The sequence below is a fragment of the Haloplanus sp. genome, assembly GCF_028275055.1.
Taxonomy (GTDB): Archaea; Halobacteriota; Halobacteria; order Halobacteriales; family Haloferacaceae; genus Haloplanus.
Genome location: NZ_JAQCNJ010000047.1, coordinates 1 through 18116 on the forward strand (window position 1 = coordinate 1; position 18116 = coordinate 18116).

The following is an 18116-nucleotide window of genomic DNA, read 5'->3' on the forward strand; positions in this document are numbered from 1 at the left end:
GAGGAACGCGTTAGCGTTCGTCGCTGTCGAGTACCCGAATCTGATCGCCCCGGACCGTCACGGGGATCGGAACCGTCGCCTCGTACAGTTCGACGGTCACCTGATCTTTCCCCTCGTCGATTCGCTGGACGCGGGCCTTTTCGCCTTTGAACGGTCCGGCGATGAGTTCCACGATATCGCTCTCGGCGATGCCCTCCACGTCGGGCGTCGGCGAGAGAAAGTGTTCGACCTCGGTGAGCGAGGAGGTGCCGGGCACGATGCTTCGTGCGTGGGGGATTTCGTCCATCACGCGTTCGAGAACGGCGTTGTTTTCGGCTTCGACCATCACGTAACTCGTCAACGAGTCGGGCGCGAGAACGGCGTGGACCTCGTCTTCCTCGCGGCTGGCGATCATGTCAGCGACGGTCCGTTCTTGGCTGGCCGTGGTCTTGACCGCGAAGATGCCCATGTTAGCCGCCCCCGGGAATGAAGGTCATGATGGCGAACATGATGAATCCGAGGAGGCCGACGAGAATGATCCCCGCCCCCGCGATCTTGGCGATCTGCGAGAACTCGTTCCACGACGGCGTACTCGCCATCTTGAGCACGCGGACGTAGCTTGCGAGGTCGTATTTGACGTCCATAGCTCGGCTATGCGAGCCGGCTTTTTTTATCTATTGATAAGATTCGGGCCGGCCGCCGGGCGCTACTCCACGTAGTCGATGTCGTTTGTCGCCGGTTCGGGTGTCGAGTCCGGTGTCGCCCCGTCGGCCGGCGGCTCCTCGCTCGCCGTCGCCTCGTCACGCCCGTAGATCTGGGGCGACTCGACGCCCGTGACGACGATCATCGTCCGCATCGTGCCGTCGAGTTCCTCGTCGACGGAGGTCCCCCAGATGATGCGAGCGTCCGGGTCGATCCGGTCGTAGATCTCCTCGACGACACCCTCGGCTTCTTCGATTGCCATGTCGGTGCCGCCAGTGACGTTGACGAGCGCCGAGTTGGCCCCGGAGATATCCACGTCAAGCAGGGGCGACCGCAGGGCGGAACGCACCGAGTCTTTGGCCTTCTGTTCCGAGTCGCTCTCGCCCAGTCCGATCATGGCGACGCCGCCTTTTTTCATCACCGTTTTCACATCGGCGAAGTCGAGATTGACCAGTCCGGGCTTGGTGATGAGTTCGGTGATCCCCTTGACCGAACGCATCAGCACCTCGTCGGACATCTTGAACGCCTGCTTGACCGGGAGTTTTCCGACCGAGTCGAGCAGTCGGTCGTTGGGCACGACGATGACGGTGTCGGCCACGTCGCGCAGTCGTTCGAGACCGGCCTCCGCGTTGGTCCGACGGACCTCGCCCTCGGCGGTAAAGGGTGTCGTCACGATGGCGATGGTGAGCGCGCCGGATTCGCGGGCCGCCTCGGCGACGACGGGGGCCGATCCGGTTCCGGTGCCACCGCCCAGACCGGCGGTGACAAACACCATATCGGAGCCCTCAATAGCGCCGTAGATGTCCTCTTGACTCTCGATAGCGGCCTCCTCGCCAACCCGCGGGATCGATCCCGCGCCCCGGCCACCGGTCTTCTCCTCGCCGATGAGGATCTTTGTGTCTGCCTCGACATCGACCAGGTGCTGGACATCGGTGTTTGCCGCGACGAGGTTCGCCCCCTCGATCCCCTCCTCGGCCATCCGGTTGACGGTGTTGCCGCCGGCTCCCCCACAGCCGACGACGGTGATCTCCGTCTGGAGGTCGTCCAGAACGTTTTCGAGTTCGTCGTCGGTCATCTTTCCCGACCGACTCGGGTCGTCGGCCGGTGTCTCGGCGGCCGACTCCCGACCCGTTGCCGGTCCCGTGTCGGCCGCAGTCCCATCCCCCGGCTCCGGCTTCTCGGCGTCCTCGATGGCATCCTCCACGATCGAGTCCATGGTATGCCCACGCGTTTCGAAGGCAGCCACATTATCTTTCCGCCTGTTGTCATGCGCGTGTCTGACGCTTCTCGAAACGGGCGCATGAGCCTGTCATGCGCGCGTCAGACAATGATAGTTATTCGGATATTTCGGGCGGATCGACGACGGGGAGGCGCTCGGTCCGTTCGGTTCGTACCACCGACGGGTCGATCTGCTCACCGTTCACCTCGACGGCCTGTCCGTCCGCGAGGCGGCCAAAGGCCGGGCCTTCCGGGATGCCGAGACGGCGGGCGGCGGCAGGGTCGAACGACTCCGTCCGGACGACCACCTCGTCGTCGCGGCGTTCCACGTCGCCGTCACCGGTCCGGAGGATGCCGACCAAGGCGTCGGTCAGGTCGTCGGCTGCGGCCGCCGGATCGGCCGCCGGGAGCGCTACCCGCCCACGGGGACGGGTTCCTGCCTCGACCGTCTCGAAGGCGACGGCGACGCCCGCGACGGCCGCGCGGGTCGCCTCGGCGTCGATGGCGTGGGCCGCATCGATCAGGTCGGCCGGCAGGGCGGTGATAGCAACGGCGTCCGCCGTATCACCCTCGACCGAGGGCACGACATCGCCAAAGCGAAGACCGTCGTCGACGGCGGTGAGGCGGGCCTCGGCGGCGTCGACGAGGGAAAGCGGGTGGTCACCCGTCTCGCGGAGCCACGTTTCGGTGACCACACGACAGCCGAGGTCGTCGAGAACGGATTCGAGTCCCGGTCGGTCACCCTCAACCAGAACGACGTCGGTCGCGCTGGCCTCGATGGCGCGCCGGATCACCGTCCGGTTGGTCGCTGGGTTGCCCATCGCCTCCAACCCCCAGTCGGCGGCGACGTGTCCCACCGCCCACTCGGTTTCGCGGACGATGCGGCCGAAACGGGGCGTGTAGTGGCCGCCGCCGAAGCCGGCGATCTGTTTCTCGCGGTCGGCGTCGGCGCCACGGAGGTCGAGAACCGCCCGCGCGACGGCGCGGGCACCAGCGAGGTCGGTCCAGTCGGTCTCGCTGCTCCCGAGTTCCACGAACATCGACGGCACACCCACGTCGGTCGGCCCGTGGTGGGTGCACTCGGTGCCGACCTCGTAGCCGTCGGGGGCGTGGCGGCGCAGTGCGGTGACAGCGGCGGCGGCGGCGTTTGGCGGTGCGCGCGCAAACTGTCCCGGCTCACCGCCGTACTCCGCCTCGCCGAAGTTGCCCGTGTGGTGGACGGTCAAGAGGGGGCCAGTTTCGCCGGAGTGGCGCGAGACGACGACGAGCAGGTCGGGGTCGTCGAAGGCCGCGTCCGGTCGGTTTAGGTGAATGTGGAGGTCGTCGAACGTCCGCAGTTCGAAGCCGTCGGTCCGGTGGTAGACGCCACCGCCGTCGGCGTCCGGCCGCGTGTCGTCCCGACGCTCGGTCCAGTCGGTCAGGTCGAGCAACTGCTCGCCGATGTTCTCGGAGGCGTTGTCGGCGCGGCTAACGACGATAGCGATCACGGCGGAGTCTGGCGGTCGATCCTCAAAACGACCGCGGTCCGGGACGGGACGGGACGGGACGGGACGGGACGGGACAGGGCGAGGCGGGGTGGGGTGGTCAGTCCGCGGTGACGACCAACACCGGGCGGTCGACGCTCCGGAGCACCCGCCCGGTAACGGTGCCAAGTCGCTGGCCGGCGAGGCCGGACTGCCCTTCCGAGGACATGACGACCAGATCGACGCCGTTGTCGACGACGTAGTCGGCGATGGCGTCGTGGGCGGTCCCGCGGACGACGGACGTCCGTACCTCGAGGTCGGTCGTCTCGATGCCGGCGACCAGTTCGTCGACCGCCTGCTGCCCTCTCGTTTCGAGTCGCTCGACGAACTCCTGTCGGACGCCACCCGCGTCGAAGAGCCCTGCCTCGGCCTGAACGTCGACAACGCTGAGCGCGTGGAGGGTCGCTCCAAACCGCCGGGCCATGTCGGCTCCGTAGGGGGCCGCCCGCGCGGCCACGTCGCTTCCATCGGCGGTCACGAGCACGGTCCGGTAGTCCACACCGGTGTCGGCCCCGCTCTCGCCGGCAGGCACCGTCAGCACCGGCACGTCGCTCCGGCGGAGGACACGCGGTGACGCTACCGAGGAGGTGTTGCGCCACGCCGCCCCGGCCTTGTCGCCCGACAACGACGAGGTCAGCATCCCTATCGGCCGTTCTGGCGACGATAGCACCCGCCGGCGTGCCCGTGAGCAGTGTGGTCCCCGCGGAGACATCCGCGTCTGCCGCCATCTCGGCGATGTCGCCGAGGACCGCCTGCGCTCGTTCGTCGTCGCCGCCGGACACGGTGATGACGTCGGCCGCGGCGTCGTAGCGAGCCGCGAGTTCGAGGCCGTGCTTGGCCGCCCGGCGCGCACAGTCGCTCCCGTCGACCGCGATCAGCACGGCGTCGAACATCTCAGTCCGCCCTCCGTGGGTGGTCGGTGGTCGAGAACGCGTCGCTCACCGTGCCGGCCGACTGCCGGAGGATACCCCCGAACGCGTGGCGGCGGGAGGCGAACAACCCCACGCCGAGGGCCATGTAGACCCCCGTGAACACGAGGAGAAGCTGATAATCCGAGATGGGGAGTACGAGCACCTCACGGATGAGCAGGAACTCGGACAGAACCTGCGAGAGAAACAACACGAGCAACGCAATCGCCTCTCGAACGGATATCTCGAAGTTGATGAGGAGGCCGATTGCGAAAAAGGACTGTGCGGCGGTCAACCAGATTTCGGCGGACTGCTTCTGGTCGAAGGGGAGCGCACCGTACCGGCCGAGCGCGAGGGAGTAGACGACCACGAGCGTTCCAATGAGCAGTGTCCACTGGTTGAGCTTCGAGGAGATGAGGGCGTTGAACCCCGCGGTCGAGCGGGCCTTGTTCACCAGATAGACGACGACGATCAACTCCGGCGACTCCGAGGCCAGCGGCGCGATCCACTGGATCATAAAGAAGGAGGGAATACCGACGCTCTGGCCGAGTTCCTCGAGGCCGTGAGCGAACGGTTCGACGGCGGTAAAGATCATCAGACCGGAGTAAGCAAAGAGAAAGAGGACCGTCGCCGCACGGTACGGCCTGGGGAACGTCTGGAGGTAGGCCGGAACCCCGACCTGTCCTTCCTCGTGTTCGACGTCGCCGCGGATGATGACGGCGATGTAGGCGACGTAGATACCGACCAGAACCAGCATATCGAGGAGATCGATCCCGCCGCCGAAGGGGACGAGAAAGGCCCAGAGGGTTGCGAGAAGCAGAAAGACGATTTCGAGGCCGATGTCGCGGTCGAGGGTGACCGCGTCGGCGAGAAAGCCGTCCCGTTTCTCGACCGCCGGATCCGCCGACGACCCCCGCCGGAAAACGGTAAACAATGCGACACCGGCCCACCCGATCCCGATGAGAATGCGGTTCGCACCGGTCATGTTGGCAACGGCAAGATTCCCCGCCTCGATGCCTCGCTCGGTCCCCGCGAACACGCCGGCGTTCCACGCGTACAGCGCGTCGACCGCGTACTCCGGGGCGACGGCAAGCACCGCGAGAACGGCGATAGCGAACGCCCGCGGCACGTCCTTCTCGGCGGTTTCCGCGCCCCACGCAAGGAGAAACGAGGCTCCGAGAACCGAGATTCCGCTCACCGCGACGGTCGCGCCCGTCGAGAGTCCACCGGCTGTTCCGGTCAGCCACATGACGATCCACGGGAGGGTCAACACGACCGCCCCGGCGACGGCACCGAGCGCCTGCCGCCTCATCGTCCGCTCCCGTTCGTCGGCGGCGTGCGGAGCCCCGCGGTCGCCGCCAGTCGTGTCTGTATCCGTATCATTGAAACGTTCGTACGGTTCGATCCGTCTCCCCCAATATAAAACACAAGTTGTCCGCCATACCACCGATATCGGCGGCTCCAAGCGCCGAAATCGCAGAACACGCTATCGGCCGGCGAATCGGATCACGGGCCGGTAGAACCGGCCTCGACGGCGAAATCGGGAGGTGCGGGGCGAGATGCGGCGTTGGCGCTCGGTGGCAGGGGCTTTTGCCCCTGGGCTCGCTATATCGCCGTGATGACGGTGCACGTCTTCGGCCTGATCGGCAATCCGGTCGGCCACTCGCTCTCGCCGCCGATGCACGAGGCGGCCTACGAGGAACTGGGGATGGAGGCGAGGTACGTCACATTCGAACCCGACCCGGATAGCGCCGTCGATGCGGTCAAGGGGGCGGCGGCGCTGGGTGTCGACGGCCTCAACGTCACCATCCCGTTCAAACGGGACGTACTGGCGGCCGTCGACCCGGATGACCGCGCGGCGCGCATCGGGGCGGTCAATACGGTCGACCTCTCGACGTCGCCGCCGCGGGGGTACAACACCGACGCCGCCGGCGTTCGGCGGGCGCTCGGCCACCACGGGGTCACCCCGTCTGGTGACGCCGTCGTTGTCGGGGCCGGCGGCGCGGGACGGGCCGTCGCGTTCACCCTCGCGGAGTCGTGTGACGCCGTTCACATCGCCAACCGGACGGCCGAGCGGGCGGCATCGCTCGCGGCCGACGTGCGGGATGGCGTCCCAAACGGTGGGGCCGTGACCGCCGGCGGCCTCGACACGCTTGCCGACCGAGTGCCCGAAGCCACCCTGCTCGTCAACGCGACGAGCGTCGGAATGGAGAAAGACGAGACGCCGGTCCCCGCCGACCTGCTCCACGCCGATCTGGCGGTGCTCGATGCGGTGTACTCGCCGGTCGAGACGCGCCTGCTCCGGGACGCCGCGGCCGCGGGGGCGACAACCGTCGACGGCGGCTGGATGCTCCTGTTTCAGGGGGTCGAGGCGTTCGAACGCTGGACCGGTCGGGACGCCCCCGTCGAAATCATGAACGGGACGCTTCGATCACATCTCTGACAGTCTCGAAGGTTTTTAACTATCGGGCGGTCCAAGTAAGCGGTAATGGGACTTTTCGATACGCTCCTGTCGTTGCTCGGGTTGGCCGATAGCTCGGCCGACGACGAGGACCGAGGCGCGACCGTCAGCGTCGAGCGCGAGGCGCGAACCGACACCGGAGCGGCCGCAAAAGGGACCGACATGGAGGCGGCGGAACAGGACGGGGACGCCGTGTCGGCTTCGGCAGGCACATCGGTCGACGGGGCCGGCGCGGCCGAACCGGCCGAGGCGGCCGGTCCGGAGGGCGGCGTGGAGACGGAACTCGGCACTACCGAGGCGGAATCGGAGGGTGAGACGACCGCCGAACACAGGGCGGCAGCCGATGAGGGGACCGCGGAGTCACCCGACGTGATCAAAGGAATCGGCCCCGCGTACGCGGATCGACTGTCCGAGGCAGGTGTCGACTCGGTGGCCGACCTCTCGACCGCGGACGCAGACGACCTTGCGGAGGCCATCGGTCTCTCGCCGAAGCGGGTCGGCCGTTGGATCGAGCGAGCGCGGGACCGCTGATCGGCGATGCAGTACCACGTCGACGGCCGCCTCGTCGACGCCGAATCGGCGACGCTCCCCGTCACAGACCGTGGGGTCTGTCTCGGCGACGCGGCGAGCGAACCCGTCCGCGTCACCGGCGGAACGCCCATCGCGTGGCGGCAGCATCTCGACCGACTGTTCGACGCGTGTGCCGCGCTCGGCTTCGATCCGGGTGTCGATGCCGCCGACCTACGGGCTCGCGTCGCGGCCGTCGTGGACGCGAACGATCACGACGACGCGTTGCTCCGACTGTCGATCACCCGGGGACGGGGGAGCGCAGACCACCCGCCGCGGGTCGATGCCGGCCGCCTTCGGCCGCCCACGGACCCGGACCCGACGGTCGTCGTAACGGCGGTCGGACTGCCAAGCGATCGGGGTGCGGTGTCGCTCCAGACCGTCCGGACGCGGGCGATCCCACCCGCGTCGGTGCCGTCGGCCGCGGTTACCCACCATCGTCTGGACGCGGTTCGGGCACAGGCGGAACTCCGCGACACCGCCCCGCCAGACAACGATCCGGCGGACGAGGCGCTTCTTCTCGACAACGACGGCCACGTCGTCGGCGGGACGGCGAGTGATCCGGCGTTCGTCACCGACGACGCGATCCGGCTACCGGCGCTTGACGACCGGACGGCCCGGACGGCGACGCGGTCGGTCGTCCGTGACCTCGCACGGGCCGAGGACCTCCCGGTCGTCGAGGGGGCGTACACCCCCGCGGACTTCCGCGGGGCGACGGAGTCGTTTATCACCGAACCGACCGCCGGCGTTCGCCCTGTCGAACGGATCGACGGGGTCGCCGTCGGCGGCGGTCCCGTCACCGACCTTCTCGCTCGCCTGTTCGAACACCGCGTCGTCGACGCGGCGCCCTGACCCACCGTCGGGGAGTATAAGTCACAGCCGTCGTTACCGCAGGGTGATGGACTCGGACCGACGTATCGCCGCGGTTTCCGACGTACCGGCGGACACGACGTTTCTTTTCACCGTCCGCGATGTCGACACCGACGAGCGACGGGAGGCATTGCTGGTGCGGACGCCCGACGAGGAGGTTCGTGGCTGGCTGAACTACTGTCGACACCTGCTTGACGTGCGACTGGACAAGGGGTCTGGCGCGCCGATGCGCGACGGCGAGGTGGTGTGTGCGAACCACGGGGCCTACTTCGAGACGGACACGGGGTTGTGCACGTTCGGCCCCTGCGAGGGCGCGGTACTCGAATCCGTCGCGGTGCGTGTCGATGGCGGCGACGTCTATCTGGCCGACGACGACTACGCCTTTGCCGGTGTCGGTGGCCACGACGACTCCAACGGGTCGACGCCGTCGGAACTCGGGTTCTGACGCGGGGTTGGCCGTCGAGCGAGACGGGGATACGGAACAACCCGGGCCGGGCGGGTCAGTTCCGCTGCCAGATGTACACCACCAGTGCGAGCAGTCCACCGAAGAAGGTGAGAACCATCAGGCCACCGACGGAGAGCGCCCAGAGGCCGGGTGGTCGTCGCCACGGCGCTCGGCGTCGGTGTACACCCAGTACGCCATCACGAACGGGATGACGAGGGCAATGAGGCCGACGATCAACAGTGCGGGACCGGCCGGAGGGCCGAATTGGAGATGACCATGGCCAGAACTGTCATCCGCCGGATCATAAAGCCGGCGTCGTCGCGGGGCCATCAGCCGGTGTTCCTCGGTTGTAAAAGATAGCGGGAAGTGGATTTGAACCACGGTCGTTTCGCTCGCGACGCTCGCCCGCTCCCTGATTCAAATCCACAGAGGGACCTCCGGACGACTCACGACAGAGGAGCGGCGGCGACGAGGGAGTCGGTCGTCCGGAAGATAGCGGGAAGTGGATTTGAACCACCGATCTCCGGGTTATGAGCCCGGCGGAATCTCCTGGCTATCCCATCCCGCTACAGGATTTGAGTCCAGTCGCGGCATTAAGGGTTGTGATTCGCGTACCGTCCGTGGATTCCGACGGGGCGAGAGTCGGTCACTCGCGGCCGACACGCCACGTGAACAACCCCTCGGTGAGGTAGTTCAACACCATCCCACAGCCGATACCGACGGCGTTTGCGACGGTCGGCCAGAGGTCGGCCCCAAACACCACGAGCGTCACGTCGGTCCAACTCGTCAGCGCGGTCAGCACGGCGAAGCCGACGAACAGGCCGCCGGCACGGACCAGATGCGACTTGAGGTAGCGCCACCCGACCGCCCGCCGTCCCTCGGAGCCAGCCTCCGAGAACGTCCACCGGTCGTTGATGAGAAACATGAGCGTGATCGACACCTCGGCACCGACCGCCTTCGCCAGTTGCGGGAGAATCCCGTAGCCCGCCGTCAGCACCGCGACGACGATGGTTTCGGCGGTTGCGCCGACCGCACCGACGGAGGCGAACTGGCCAAAACGGACCCCCGAATACAGCTCCTCCAGTTTGCCGAGCCCTCTACTCATCGGTGGTCCCGGTCGACGAGCGACGACGGCGATTCGCGTTGTCGGTCAAGCAGCGTGTGCAGACGGTCGTTCCGGAGGAGTCTCGCCCGGTGGCGGGCGGCGACGAGTCCTCGGCCGAGACGGAGCGTCGTGCGAACGGGCGAGACGGTCGACTCCGGGCGGTCCTCCCAGACGACCGGCACCTCGACGACCCGACAGCCGGCGGCGTCGGCGATGGCGACGAGTTCGATATCCCACGCGAAGCCGGGTTCGGTGAGGTGGGTGCGGATCCGCTCCCACGCGTCCCGGGTGAGCGCCTTTGCGCCACACTGGTAGTCGTAGAGGTCGATGTCGAGCAGTCGACGCCCGAGCCACGCGAAACCATCGCCCAGGTAGCGGCGGGCGACGGTCTGGTGGGACTCGACGGTCGCGTCGGGATGTCGCCGAGAACCGGCGGCGAGACCCGCGTCGCCGGCCGTAACCGGCCGGAGGACGTCCACGACGGACTCGGCAGGCGTGCTACCGTCGGCGTCGACAAAGACCAACACGTCCGTTGACAACGCCTCGAAGCCGGCGGTGATCGACGCCCCTTTGCCTCGGCGGGTAGGTGCCTCGTTGACCGTGACAGGGAGCGACGCGATGCGGTCACGGACGGAAGGCTCCGCCGCGTCGAGTTCGACACGGATCACCTCCGGGGCGACCGTCTCGTGGAGGGCATCGACGTATGTCGCAAGCCGGTCGACGTCCGGGTGGTACGCAGGGAGGACCACCCCGACGGAACGGGTCATGGGAACGCATTTTCCGACGGCGGTAAAAAACCGACCGACTTCTGTCTCGGTCGCGGTCTCGGTCGCGGTCTCGGTGTCTGTGGAGTCGACACACACCACAAACGGTTTATCGCCGCTGGCTCCCTGTTCGGTAGATGGAGTACGGTCTCGTCCTCCGGTGGCTCGTCGCCTACGCCGTTCTCGCCGGCCTCGGGCGTGCCGTCGCCACCCGCCTGTTCTCGACACTGCCCGGCCGAGGCGTCGGGTTCGGTCTCCCGACGGCGCTCGTAGTTGTGGGTACGACGGCCTACTGGGTCGGGCAGGCAACCTTCGGTCTCCCCGCCCTCGCCGCGGGTGTCGTCGTTCTCGTCGCACTCGGGGTCGTCGCCAGCCTCGACGTCGGCGCGCTCCGGGACCGGCGGCTCCGCCTCAGCGCCGGCGTCCGCCCCGACCGCCGGACCGCGGAGGCGGCGGCGGTGTTCGTCGTCGCCTTCGGTGTGCTGGTGGCCGTCCGCGCCGTCGACCCCGCAGTCTACCCCGTCGGCGGCGAGAAGTTTCTGGATTTCGGCCTGTTGAAGGCCCTCGACCGCGCGGAAACTCTCCCGCCAGAGGACATGTGGTTCGCGGGCGAACCCGTGCGGTACTACTACGGCGGTCACCTGCTGACCGCACTGCTCGCGGATCTCACCGCCACCCCGACCCGCTACGCATACAACCTCTCGCTCGCGGGGTTTTACGCGATGCTGGTGACCGCCGCATACGGCCTCGCCGGCGCGGTCGGGCGCGAACACGCCGGATCGTGGCGGGCGGCAGGGCTGGCCGCGGCCTTCTTTGTCGGCGTCGCGAGCAACCTCGTCACGGCCGGTCGACTTCTCGTCGGCCGGCTGCCGGGGTCGTTCCGGGCCGACGTGATCCGAACCGTCGCCGCTCGGACACGCTACTCGACCGACGCCGTCGCGGGTGGCGTCGACACCTTCTCGTACTGGACCGCGAGCCGTGTCATCCCCGGAACGATCAACGAGTTCCCCCTGTTCGCGTGGCTGAACGGTGACCTCCACGCACACATGATGGGGATGCCCTTTCTCCTGCTGGCGGCCGCGCTCGCCTTCGCAATCTATCGGACACCGGCCGGCGACCTATCCCGGCGGCGGCGCCTCGCGTTCGTCGCCGTCCCACTGCTCGCGGGGTTCCAGACCGTTGTCGACACGTGGAGTGTGCCGTCGGTGTTTGGCCTGCTCTTTCTCGCGGTCGCGCTCGGCCCCGCCGACCCGTGGCCGCTTCTCTCCCGTCGGCTCGCGGCGTGGCGTCGGACCCGGTCGGCCGGCCCGCTGGTCGACGAACTCGGGCACCTCGGCGGTGCACTCGCCGTCGCGGGCGTTGCCGGCGTCTTCGGGGCCGTCCTCTCGCTCCCGTTCCTGCTCGGGGCCGGCAGCGGGCGCGAGGTCGCGCTTCTCGGCGCGGCGGAGCGGTCGAGTCTCCCGGCACTTCTGCTCGTCCACGGGGCCTTTGTCGTCGTCTTTCTCGCATATCTGCTGGATCGGCTGTCGGTCGACCGCGTCGTCGCTCCGCTCGTCGGTGTCGGCGCGTTGGGACTTCTCGCGGCGACGGCGAACCTCGCCGTTGTTCTCGTTTCCGGCCCGTTGCTCGTTCTCGGGTGGGCCGCCTGTCGGACCGACCGGCCGGTCGGGTTCGAGACGGTCCTGATCGTCGCCGGTGCGGGGCTGGTCGGACTGGTCGAACTGGTGTACGTCGTCGAACAGGCCGGCCCCCTCCGGATGAACACCGTGTTCAAAACGTACATGCAGGTGTGGGTGCTGTGGGGCGTCGCCGCCGGCGTCGCCGTGCCCGCGTTCGTGCGGTGGGCCGGCGGAGCGTCGATCCCAGGACTCCGTTCCCGGTGGCTTCGGGCCGGCCTCGCGGTCGCCGTTGTCGCCGCCACGGTGCCGTACGCGGGCCTCGCGTTCTCGGCACACTTCGGAGCCGGTGCCGGTGCCGGAGCCGGTGGGGATCCGACCCTCGACGCCACGGCGTTTGTCGAACGAGAACACCCCGACGAGGCGGCGGCCATCGCCTACGTCGATGCCCTGCCCGGCCGGCCGACGCTGTTGTCCGCGCCGGCGACGGGCCGGTACCCCGGCCCCGGCGGTGACGCGCCCGCACAGCCGGGGATGTACGGTTGGGAGTCGAGCCCGGCCGCGAGCCTCACCGGCGTCCCGACGGTCGCCGGCTGGCACCACGAGGTCGGCTACCGGGGCCGGGAGCCGTACCTCTCGCGGGTTCGTGACGTGGACGACGCCTACACCGGGTCGCCCGAGCGAACCGTCGAGGTGTTGGAGGCGTACGGTGTCGACTACGTGTGGGTCGGGCCGGCAGAACGCGCCCGTTACGGGTCGGTCACGTTCGAGAGTGTCGACAGGCTGACACCCGTCTTCGAGACCGACGCGGTGACGATTTATCGGGTCAAGGAGCCACGGGTCGACTGACTACCCGCGCGCCTTCACCACGTTGAGGGCGTCGGCGTCGACGGCGTCGACATCGAGCCAGTGCTGGACGTACCGGCGCTTCTCGAAGCGTTCGCGCTCGTCGGGCGTGCCGATGGTACACCAGAGTTGGACCTCGTCGGGGCCGTGGTAGTCACCCTGGCGCTGGATCGAGAAACAGACCTGCTCCTCGCCGTCGTAGTCGATAACGGCGTCCTTCCGGATGCCGGGGTCCCCCTTGACGATGAGGTGTTGCATGAGCGCCGGTTCGGATGGTCCGGGCTTAATCGCTTCGATGGCGGTCGACCGATCGCCCGCCCGCCTCGGGGTCGTCGGTGCTCGACGGGTAGGTGGTGACACGCGGCGACACACCACACCGGCACGCCCGTTATCCCGCACACGACGGCATCGGTCACCGCCGCCGCCGGCCCGGATCCGGTCGCCGTCATGGAGGTGATCGGTCACGGTGCCGGGGCCGCTCGGCCGCCAAGCGCACCGGTCTCGAAATCCGGGCGAGACCAAACGGGTTTTAACGCCCGGCGTGAAAGTGCGCATAAGGTAGATTATCTATGCAGATGCCACGCCGATTCAACACGTACTGCCCGCACTGCAACGGGCACTTTGAACACGAGGTCGAGAAGGTGCGCCGGGGCCGCGAGACGGGCATGAAGTGGATCGACCGACAACGCGAACGCAACACCTCCACCATCGGCAACGCCGGAAAGTTCTCCAAGGTGCCCGGTGGCGACAAGCCGACAAAGAAGACCAACCTGAAGTACCGCTGCTCCGAGTGTGGGAAAGCCCACATGCGCGAGGGATGGCGCGCCGGCCGACTGGAGTTTCAGGAATGACGGGGAGTTTCAAAAGCGTCGAGTGTGCCGACTGTGGCAACGAACAGACCGTCTTCGGCAAGGTCGCGACGACGGTGAACTGTGCGGTCTGTGGGAGTACGCTCGCCCGACCGACCGGCGGCCACTCGGAGTTCGAGGGCGAGGTCACCGGCACCGTCGAGGCACGCTAACATCCATATCATGAAGTACAGTGGCTGGCCCGAGACGGGCGAACTCGTCGTCGGCGAGGTCGACGAGATCACCGACTTCGGCGTGTTCGTCGATCTCGAGGAGTACGAGGACAAACGCGGTCTCGCCCACATCAGCGAGGTCGCAAGCGGCTGGATCAAAAATGTCCGCGACCACGTTCGCGAGGGACAGACGGTCGTTGCGAAGGTGCTCGATGTCGACGAGGGATCACAACAGATCGACCTTTCGGTCAAGGACGTCAACGAACACCAACACAAAGAAAAGATCCAGGAGTGGAAAAACGAGCAGAAGGCGGACAACTGGATGGGCATCGCGTTCGGCGAGAACGTCTCCGACGAGCGGTATCAGGCGGTCGCGGACGCCCTGTTGTCGGAGTTCGAGAGCCTCTATGATGCCTTCGAGACGGCGGCGATACGCGGTGAGAACGCCCTCGACGGGATCGACCTCGACGAGCAAACGGTCGAAACGATCGTCGCGACCGCCCGCGAGAACGTCTCGGTACCCTACGTCAACGTCACGGGCTACGTCGATCTGGAGTGTCCGGGTGGCAGCGTCGACGACATCAAGACGGCGCTCCAAGCCGCTGGGGGCAACGGCGACGTGAGCGACGAGATCGAACTGTCCGTCTCGTACGTCGGGTCGCCGGAGTACCGCATCCAGGTTCGTGCGCCCGATTACAAGACCGCGGAGTCGGCGCTCGAAGCCAGCGCCGGGCGCGCCAAGGCCGCAATCACAGAGGCCGGCGGCACCGGCGAGTACCACCGCGAGCGCCGAACCGACGAGGAGTGAGAAATGAAATCGGACATCCGAGTGTGTGGCGAGTGGCGATCCGAACACGACCGCCCGGTGTACACCCTCGACTCGGACTGTCCGGACTGTGGCGCGGCGGCGGTGAACACCGCCCCTGCACCGTTCGATCCCGACGATCCCTACGGGAAGTACCGACGCGCTCTTAACGGCCGGGACCGGGAGTAAACCGTATGGACGCTATCGACATCGAGACGGTCGTGGAGCCGACGCTGTCCGATCCGGTACTCATCGAGGGACTTCCCGGGGTCGGTCACGTCGGCAAACTCGCCGCGGAGTACCTCCTCGAGGAGTTCGAGAGCGAACTCGTCCGCCGGGTGTACGCAGACGAGTTCCCGCCACAGGTGAGCATCGACGAGGACGGCGTGGCTGACCTGGTTCACGCGGAGTTCCACGCCGTCGAGACGGACGGCCGGGATTTGCTCGTTTTGACCGGCGACCACCAGGCGGGGAGCAACGCCGGCCACTACCATCTTACAGAGGCGTTTCTCGACGTGGGCGAGAACCTCGGCGTCGAGAAGTTGTTCGCGCTCGGTGGCGTGCCCACGGGCGAACTCGTCGAGGAGTACCACGTTCTCGGGGCGGTGACCGACGCCGGCCGGATCGACGACCTCGAGGCCGAGGGCGTCGAGTTCCGCGACGACGAACCCGCCGGCGGCGTCGTCGGCGTGAGCGGCCTGTTGCTGGGGTTGGGGATGCGTCGCGACATCGACGCCGCCTGTCTGATGGGCGAGACCAGCGGCTACCTGGTCGATCCCAAAAGCGCGCGTGCGGTGCTTGAGGTGCTCGAATCGCTGCTTGACTTCGACCTCGATTACGAGTCTTTGGAGGATCGGGCCGACGAGATGGAGGAGGTCGTCGGCAAGATTCAGGAGATGCAAAACCAAGGCGCTCAGATGCCCACCGACGACGACCTCCGATACATCGGGTAGGACGAGGGCTTCTTTATTCCCGACGCACAATGGGGGGCGTGCTGCCGGAGTGGTTCAGTCTCGTGCCGCCATGGTTGCTCGTCGGCGTGGTAATGGGTTTCACAGCGGTCGTGGCCGTCGCCGGCATCTTTGTCGCCGGCGACCGCCTGTTTCCCGCCTCGCGGACCGACCGGTCCAGACGGATCGACGGCAGCGACCGGCGTCGGGGCGAGATACGAACGTATCTGGGACGCATCGGGGAGCGATACGTTGAGGACGCCACGGTCCACGGCGAGGCGGTCGCGTTCCACCTGCCCGAACGTGGCGTGGCGATCACCTTCGACCCGCAAGCGTACTTCCGGATCGAGGAGGCTGGCACGTACGCCGTGCTCTGTGAACACGAGATGCCCGGCTCACAACTCGGCCGTCGCCTGCCCTTCGAGGTGCCGACCGACGGCGAAGAGCCGGGTCCGACGGGGTCGGGAACGACCGGATCGGTGGCGTCGGCGTTCGAACGGTTGGGGCTCCGGCCCAGCGCCGGTCCCGACGAGGTGAAGACGGCCTATCGCGAACGGGTCAAAGAGGTCCACCCCGACCACGGCGGCGACGGCGAGGATTTCCGCCGTCTGCAGGAGGCGTACACGACGGCGAAGAAACACGCGGACTGACTTTTTGTCCGGCCGGTCCGTTCGGTGTCTATGCCTATGCCGACCGTAGCCGACGGGCCGGAGGGCGTCCACACACATGGCCGAGCGGCGTACCTCCCCGCGGCGGAGGCGGCCGTCGTCGCGGACCTCCACGTCGGGCGGGCGGCGGCGTCGGACGCCGCTGGCCTGTTGGACGAGCGATCCGACCTCCGGGACCGTCTCAGTCGGGTGGTCGAGGCGACCGATCCGGAGACGGTTGTTTTCGCGGGCGACATTCTCGACCGGTTCGACGGCCCGACGCGCCGGGCGGCCGGAACGGTGCGGGCTATCGCGGGACTCGTCCGCGCGGCAGGGGCGCGGCCGGTCGCTATCGCCGGCAACCACGACGGCGGGTTGGCCGCGACGTGGCCCGGGCCGGTGCACGACGCCTACCGACTCCGGGACGGGACGGTCGTCTGTCACGGAGACGAACGCCCCGAGGTGGACGGCAACCGGTATGTCTGTGGCCACCTCCACCCTGCGCTCACCGCCGCGGGGCGCAAGCGGGACTGTTTTCTCGGCGGACAGGGTGGGATCCACGACCGGCCGGTGGTCGTTTTGCCGGCCTTCTCGACGGTCGCCCGGGGGCTACGGGTCGAGCGCCGGGAACGGCTCGACTCGCCGCTCGTGACCGACCTCAATGCCCTCCGTCCGGGTGTCGTTGACGACGACACCGGGGAGACGCTGTGGTTCCCGCCGCTCGGCGAGGTGCGGCGATATCTGGGGCGATAGGGGTTCGTTCGACCGGGTGTCTCTGCCGGTGTGTGCGGCGGTCACGCCGGGAAGGCGGGGAGTTTGGGTGCGACGACACGAGCGGCGGCGACGACCCGTTCGTCCGGGGTTCCGGCGAGAAGGGTGTCGTGCCCGGCCGAGGCGGTGGCCCGTCGTCGGATAGCCACCACGGGATGTTGCTGACCCGCCGTCTCAACGACGAGCGACACGCCGGGATCCGACGGGGATCGAGGCCCACGCCGCGACGATCGTCGGCATCGTGTGGGCGGCGGAGACGGATTCAACGCCGGTGTTGAGTCATGCCCACGGCGGCGTCCCACAGACGGCGGGCACGCGTTCCGGACGTTCCCGGCCGCTACGGCGACGGAACGTTCCGCCGAGACTACCCGTCTCGCCCGGCGTCGGTGTCGTCCGTCGGCACCTCGGTGCCGGTCGTTGTCGTGTCTGCCGTCCGGTCGTCGTCCGTGAGGTGGCGCTCGATCCGTTCGAACGCCTCGCGGGTGGCGCGCACCTCGGCGATCAACTCGGCGACCTGATCGGCGCTTGCTGGGGTCGTGTCCGTGTCGGTGTCGGCGTCGACGCCGGTCCCCCGGGTGCCGTCGTCGTCCCGCCCGCGGCCGGAGCGGGTCCGTTGAAGATCGGTGATGTGGTCGCGGACCGACGGGGCGTCCGGGATGCCGGAAAACGATATCTCCGCGCCGCTACTGCCGGCGGTGCTGATCGAGATGGTGCCGTAGTCGAACCGCTCGCAATTACTGTTTATCTGATAAAACTGGGGTGTGGGCACACGGGTCGAGGCGGAACCACAACGGCGGTCACTCGCCGCGCTGTCGGTACCAGACCCGCTCCCCGACCGGCGACCCATCGTCCACATCCAACCGCCTGAGAAACAGGTCGCGGACGGCAAGCGTGACGACGAGTTCGACCGGGTCGTCG

Annotated in this window: 23 protein-coding genes, 1 tRNA gene and 1 pseudogene; 12 read left to right on the forward strand and 13 right to left on the reverse strand. The window is 67.8% G+C overall.

Features of this window, described 5'->3' with window-relative positions:
• Positions 1-10 precede the first annotated feature (10 nt).
• The 7 genes and pseudogenes from Q0925_RS06385 to Q0925_RS06410 all read right to left on the reverse strand — a co-directional run bounded on the left by Q0925_RS06385 (position 11) and on the right by Q0925_RS06410 (position 5642).
• Complete coding sequence (locus tag Q0925_RS06385; RefSeq protein ID WP_299333007.1) at positions 11-448, reverse strand: transcription elongation factor Spt5; 438 nt, start codon at positions 446-448, stop codon at positions 11-13.
• Between the two features lies 1 nt (position 449).
• A complete protein-coding gene (locus Q0925_RS06390) occupies positions 450-623 on the reverse strand; it encodes a protein translocase SEC61 complex subunit gamma (protein ID WP_299333010.1) in 174 nt (57 codons plus the stop codon).
• Positions 624-685: 62 nt separating this feature from the next.
• Positions 686-1897 (reverse strand): cell division protein FtsZ, encoded by a 1212-nt coding sequence (gene ftsZ, locus Q0925_RS06395; RefSeq protein ID WP_299333013.1) that lies wholly within the window; start codon positions 1895-1897, stop codon positions 686-688.
• Between the two features lie 118 nt (positions 1898-2015).
• Complete coding sequence (locus tag Q0925_RS06400; RefSeq protein WP_299333016.1) at positions 2016-3386, reverse strand: D-aminoacyl-tRNA deacylase; 1371 nt, start codon at positions 3384-3386, stop codon at positions 2016-2018.
• Between the two features lie 97 nt (positions 3387-3483).
• Positions 3484-4134 (reverse strand): universal stress protein, encoded by a 651-nt coding sequence (locus Q0925_RS06405; RefSeq protein ID WP_349254396.1) that lies wholly within the window; start codon positions 4132-4134, stop codon positions 3484-3486.
• Positions 4052-4315, reverse strand: a pseudogene (locus Q0925_RS12370) (universal stress protein); the annotation flags it as partial. The gene Q0925_RS06405 and the pseudogene Q0925_RS12370, both read right to left, overlap by 83 nt.
• Before the next feature lies 1 nt (position 4316).
• Positions 4317-5642, reverse strand: a complete 1326-nt coding sequence (locus Q0925_RS06410; protein WP_299333022.1) for a sodium:calcium antiporter — start codon at positions 5640-5642, stop codon at positions 4317-4319.
• A gap of 312 nt (positions 5643-5954) precedes the next feature.
• Here Q0925_RS06410 and Q0925_RS06415 point away from each other — a divergent pair, with 312 nt between their 5' ends.
• Genes Q0925_RS06415 through Q0925_RS06430 form a run of 4 tightly spaced genes read left to right on the forward strand, consistent with a single transcriptional unit; the run spans position 5955 to position 8673 of the window.
• Positions 5955-6773: a shikimate dehydrogenase gene (locus tag Q0925_RS06415; protein WP_299333066.1), complete on the forward strand. Its 819-nt coding sequence runs from the start codon at positions 5955-5957 to the stop codon at positions 6771-6773.
• 45 nt (positions 6774-6818) lie between these two features.
• The gene (locus Q0925_RS06420; protein WP_299333025.1) at positions 6819-7322 is read left to right on the forward strand and encodes a helix-hairpin-helix domain-containing protein; all 504 of its coding nucleotides are present in this window, start codon (positions 6819-6821) and stop codon (positions 7320-7322) included.
• A gap of 6 nt (positions 7323-7328) precedes the next feature.
• Positions 7329-8210 (forward strand): aminotransferase class IV, encoded by an 882-nt coding sequence (locus Q0925_RS06425; RefSeq protein WP_299333028.1) that lies wholly within the window; start codon positions 7329-7331, stop codon positions 8208-8210.
• Positions 8211-8256: 46 nt separating this feature from the next.
• Positions 8257-8673 carry a Rieske (2Fe-2S) protein gene (locus tag Q0925_RS06430; protein WP_299333031.1) on the forward strand — a complete coding sequence of 139 codons (417 nt, stop codon included), beginning with the start codon at positions 8257-8259 and terminating at the stop codon, positions 8671-8673.
• Positions 8674-9166: 493 nt separating this feature from the next.
• On the opposite strand, the gene Q0925_RS06435 is transcribed toward Q0925_RS06430, so the two are convergent.
• From Q0925_RS06435 to Q0925_RS06445, 3 genes are all read right to left on the reverse strand, one after another.
• Positions 9167-9241: transfer RNA gene (locus Q0925_RS06435), tRNA-Met, on the reverse strand.
• 78 nt (positions 9242-9319) lie between these two features.
• A complete protein-coding gene (locus tag Q0925_RS06440) occupies positions 9320-9778 on the reverse strand; it encodes a GtrA family protein (protein ID WP_299333034.1) in 459 nt (152 codons plus the stop codon).
• Positions 9775-10545 (reverse strand): glycosyltransferase, encoded by a 771-nt coding sequence (locus Q0925_RS06445; RefSeq protein WP_299333036.1) that lies wholly within the window; start codon positions 10543-10545, stop codon positions 9775-9777. The genes Q0925_RS06440 and Q0925_RS06445 overlap by 4 nt, the downstream gene beginning before the upstream one ends.
• Positions 10546-10679: 134 nt before the next feature.
• Between Q0925_RS06445 and Q0925_RS06450 the strand changes: the two genes are divergently transcribed.
• On the forward strand, positions 10680-13007 hold the full coding sequence (locus Q0925_RS06450; RefSeq protein ID WP_299333039.1) for a DUF2298 domain-containing protein: 2328 nt from the start codon (positions 10680-10682) through the stop codon (positions 13005-13007).
• Here Q0925_RS06450 and Q0925_RS06455 read toward each other — a convergent pair whose 3' ends face one another.
• Positions 13008-13262, reverse strand: a complete 255-nt coding sequence (locus Q0925_RS06455; RefSeq protein ID WP_299333042.1) for an HAH_0734 family protein — start codon at positions 13260-13262, stop codon at positions 13008-13010.
• Between the two features lie 311 nt (positions 13263-13573).
• Between Q0925_RS06455 and Q0925_RS06460 the strand changes: the two genes are divergently transcribed.
• Genes Q0925_RS06460 through Q0925_RS06490 form a run of 7 tightly spaced genes read left to right on the forward strand, consistent with a single transcriptional unit; the run spans position 13574 to position 17180 of the window.
• On the forward strand, positions 13574-13855 hold the full coding sequence (locus tag Q0925_RS06460; RefSeq protein WP_092631957.1) for a 50S ribosomal protein L44e: 282 nt from the start codon (positions 13574-13576) through the stop codon (positions 13853-13855).
• On the forward strand, positions 13852-14025 hold the full coding sequence (locus Q0925_RS06465; protein WP_299333048.1) for a 30S ribosomal protein S27e: 174 nt from the start codon (positions 13852-13854) through the stop codon (positions 14023-14025). Before Q0925_RS06460 ends, Q0925_RS06465 begins: the two co-directional genes overlap by 4 nt.
• Before the next feature lie 10 nt (positions 14026-14035).
• Positions 14036-14833: a translation initiation factor IF-2 subunit alpha gene (locus Q0925_RS06470; RefSeq protein WP_299333050.1), complete on the forward strand. Its 798-nt coding sequence runs from the start codon at positions 14036-14038 to the stop codon at positions 14831-14833.
• 3 nt (positions 14834-14836) lie between these two features.
• The gene (locus tag Q0925_RS06475; protein WP_299333052.1) at positions 14837-15019 is read left to right on the forward strand and encodes an RNA-protein complex protein Nop10; all 183 of its coding nucleotides are present in this window, start codon (positions 14837-14839) and stop codon (positions 15017-15019) included.
• Positions 15020-15024: 5 nt separating this feature from the next.
• Positions 15025-15783 carry a proteasome assembly chaperone family protein gene (locus tag Q0925_RS06480; protein ID WP_299333055.1) on the forward strand — a complete coding sequence of 253 codons (759 nt, stop codon included), beginning with the start codon at positions 15025-15027 and terminating at the stop codon, positions 15781-15783.
• Positions 15784-15821: 38 nt separating this feature from the next.
• Entirely contained in the window at positions 15822-16430 is a 609-nt protein-coding gene (locus Q0925_RS06485) for a J domain-containing protein (protein WP_299333069.1), read from the forward strand.
• Between the two features lie 30 nt (positions 16431-16460).
• A complete protein-coding gene (locus Q0925_RS06490) occupies positions 16461-17180 on the forward strand; it encodes a metallophosphoesterase (RefSeq protein WP_299333058.1) in 720 nt (239 codons plus the stop codon).
• A 41-nt stretch (positions 17181-17221) separates the two neighbouring features.
• Here Q0925_RS06490 and Q0925_RS06495 read toward each other — a convergent pair whose 3' ends face one another.
• Both Q0925_RS06495 and Q0925_RS06500 read right to left on the reverse strand, forming a co-directional pair.
• Positions 17222-17389, reverse strand: coding sequence for a hypothetical protein (locus Q0925_RS06495; RefSeq protein ID WP_299333060.1), 168 nt, complete (start codon positions 17387-17389; stop codon positions 17222-17224).
• Between the two features lie 173 nt (positions 17390-17562).
• Positions 17563-17967: a PH domain-containing protein gene (locus Q0925_RS06500; RefSeq protein WP_299333063.1), complete on the reverse strand. Its 405-nt coding sequence runs from the start codon at positions 17965-17967 to the stop codon at positions 17563-17565.
• Between the last annotated feature and the right edge of the window lie 149 nt (positions 17968-18116).

What these genes read in the sequence shown, in the direction of transcription:
- Q0925_RS06385 (WP_299333007.1), bottom strand. Translation starts at nt 448, where the DNA reads ATGGGCATCTTCGCGGTCAAGACCACGGCCAGCCAAGAACGGACCGTC.
- Q0925_RS06390 (WP_299333010.1), bottom strand. Translation starts at nt 623, where the DNA reads ATGGACGTCAAATACGACCTCGCAAGCTACGTCCGCGTGCTCAAGATG.
- ftsZ (WP_299333013.1), bottom strand. Translation starts at nt 1,897, where the DNA reads ATGGACTCGATCGTGGAGGATGCCATCGAGGACGCCGAGAAGCCGGAG.
- Q0925_RS06405 (WP_349254396.1), bottom strand. Translation starts at nt 4,134, where the DNA reads ATGTCTCCGCGGGGACCACACTGCTCACGGGCACGCCGGCGGGTGCTA.
- Q0925_RS06410 (WP_299333022.1), bottom strand. Translation starts at nt 5,642, where the DNA reads ATGAGGCGGCAGGCGCTCGGTGCCGTCGCCGGGGCGGTCGTGTTGACC.
- Q0925_RS06420 (WP_299333025.1), top strand. Translation starts at nt 6,819, where the DNA reads ATGGGACTTTTCGATACGCTCCTGTCGTTGCTCGGGTTGGCCGATAGC.
- Q0925_RS06425 (WP_299333028.1), top strand. Translation starts at nt 7,329, where the DNA reads ATGCAGTACCACGTCGACGGCCGCCTCGTCGACGCCGAATCGGCGACG.
- Q0925_RS06430 (WP_299333031.1), top strand. Translation starts at nt 8,257, where the DNA reads ATGGACTCGGACCGACGTATCGCCGCGGTTTCCGACGTACCGGCGGAC.
- Q0925_RS06440 (WP_299333034.1), bottom strand. Translation starts at nt 9,778, where the DNA reads ATGAGTAGAGGGCTCGGCAAACTGGAGGAGCTGTATTCGGGGGTCCGT.
- Q0925_RS06445 (WP_299333036.1), bottom strand. Translation starts at nt 10,545, where the DNA reads ATGACCCGTTCCGTCGGGGTGGTCCTCCCTGCGTACCACCCGGACGTC.
- Q0925_RS06450 (WP_299333039.1), top strand. Translation starts at nt 10,680, where the DNA reads ATGGAGTACGGTCTCGTCCTCCGGTGGCTCGTCGCCTACGCCGTTCTC.
- Q0925_RS06455 (WP_299333042.1), bottom strand. Translation starts at nt 13,262, where the DNA reads ATGCAACACCTCATCGTCAAGGGGGACCCCGGCATCCGGAAGGACGCC.
- Q0925_RS06460 (WP_092631957.1), top strand. Translation starts at nt 13,574, where the DNA reads ATGCAGATGCCACGCCGATTCAACACGTACTGCCCGCACTGCAACGGG.
- Q0925_RS06465 (WP_299333048.1), top strand. Translation starts at nt 13,852, where the DNA reads ATGACGGGGAGTTTCAAAAGCGTCGAGTGTGCCGACTGTGGCAACGAA.
- Q0925_RS06470 (WP_299333050.1), top strand. Translation starts at nt 14,036, where the DNA reads ATGAAGTACAGTGGCTGGCCCGAGACGGGCGAACTCGTCGTCGGCGAG.
- Q0925_RS06475 (WP_299333052.1), top strand. Translation starts at nt 14,837, where the DNA reads ATGAAATCGGACATCCGAGTGTGTGGCGAGTGGCGATCCGAACACGAC.
- Q0925_RS06480 (WP_299333055.1), top strand. Translation starts at nt 15,025, where the DNA reads ATGGACGCTATCGACATCGAGACGGTCGTGGAGCCGACGCTGTCCGAT.
- Q0925_RS06490 (WP_299333058.1), top strand. Translation starts at nt 16,461, where the DNA reads ATGCCTATGCCGACCGTAGCCGACGGGCCGGAGGGCGTCCACACACAT.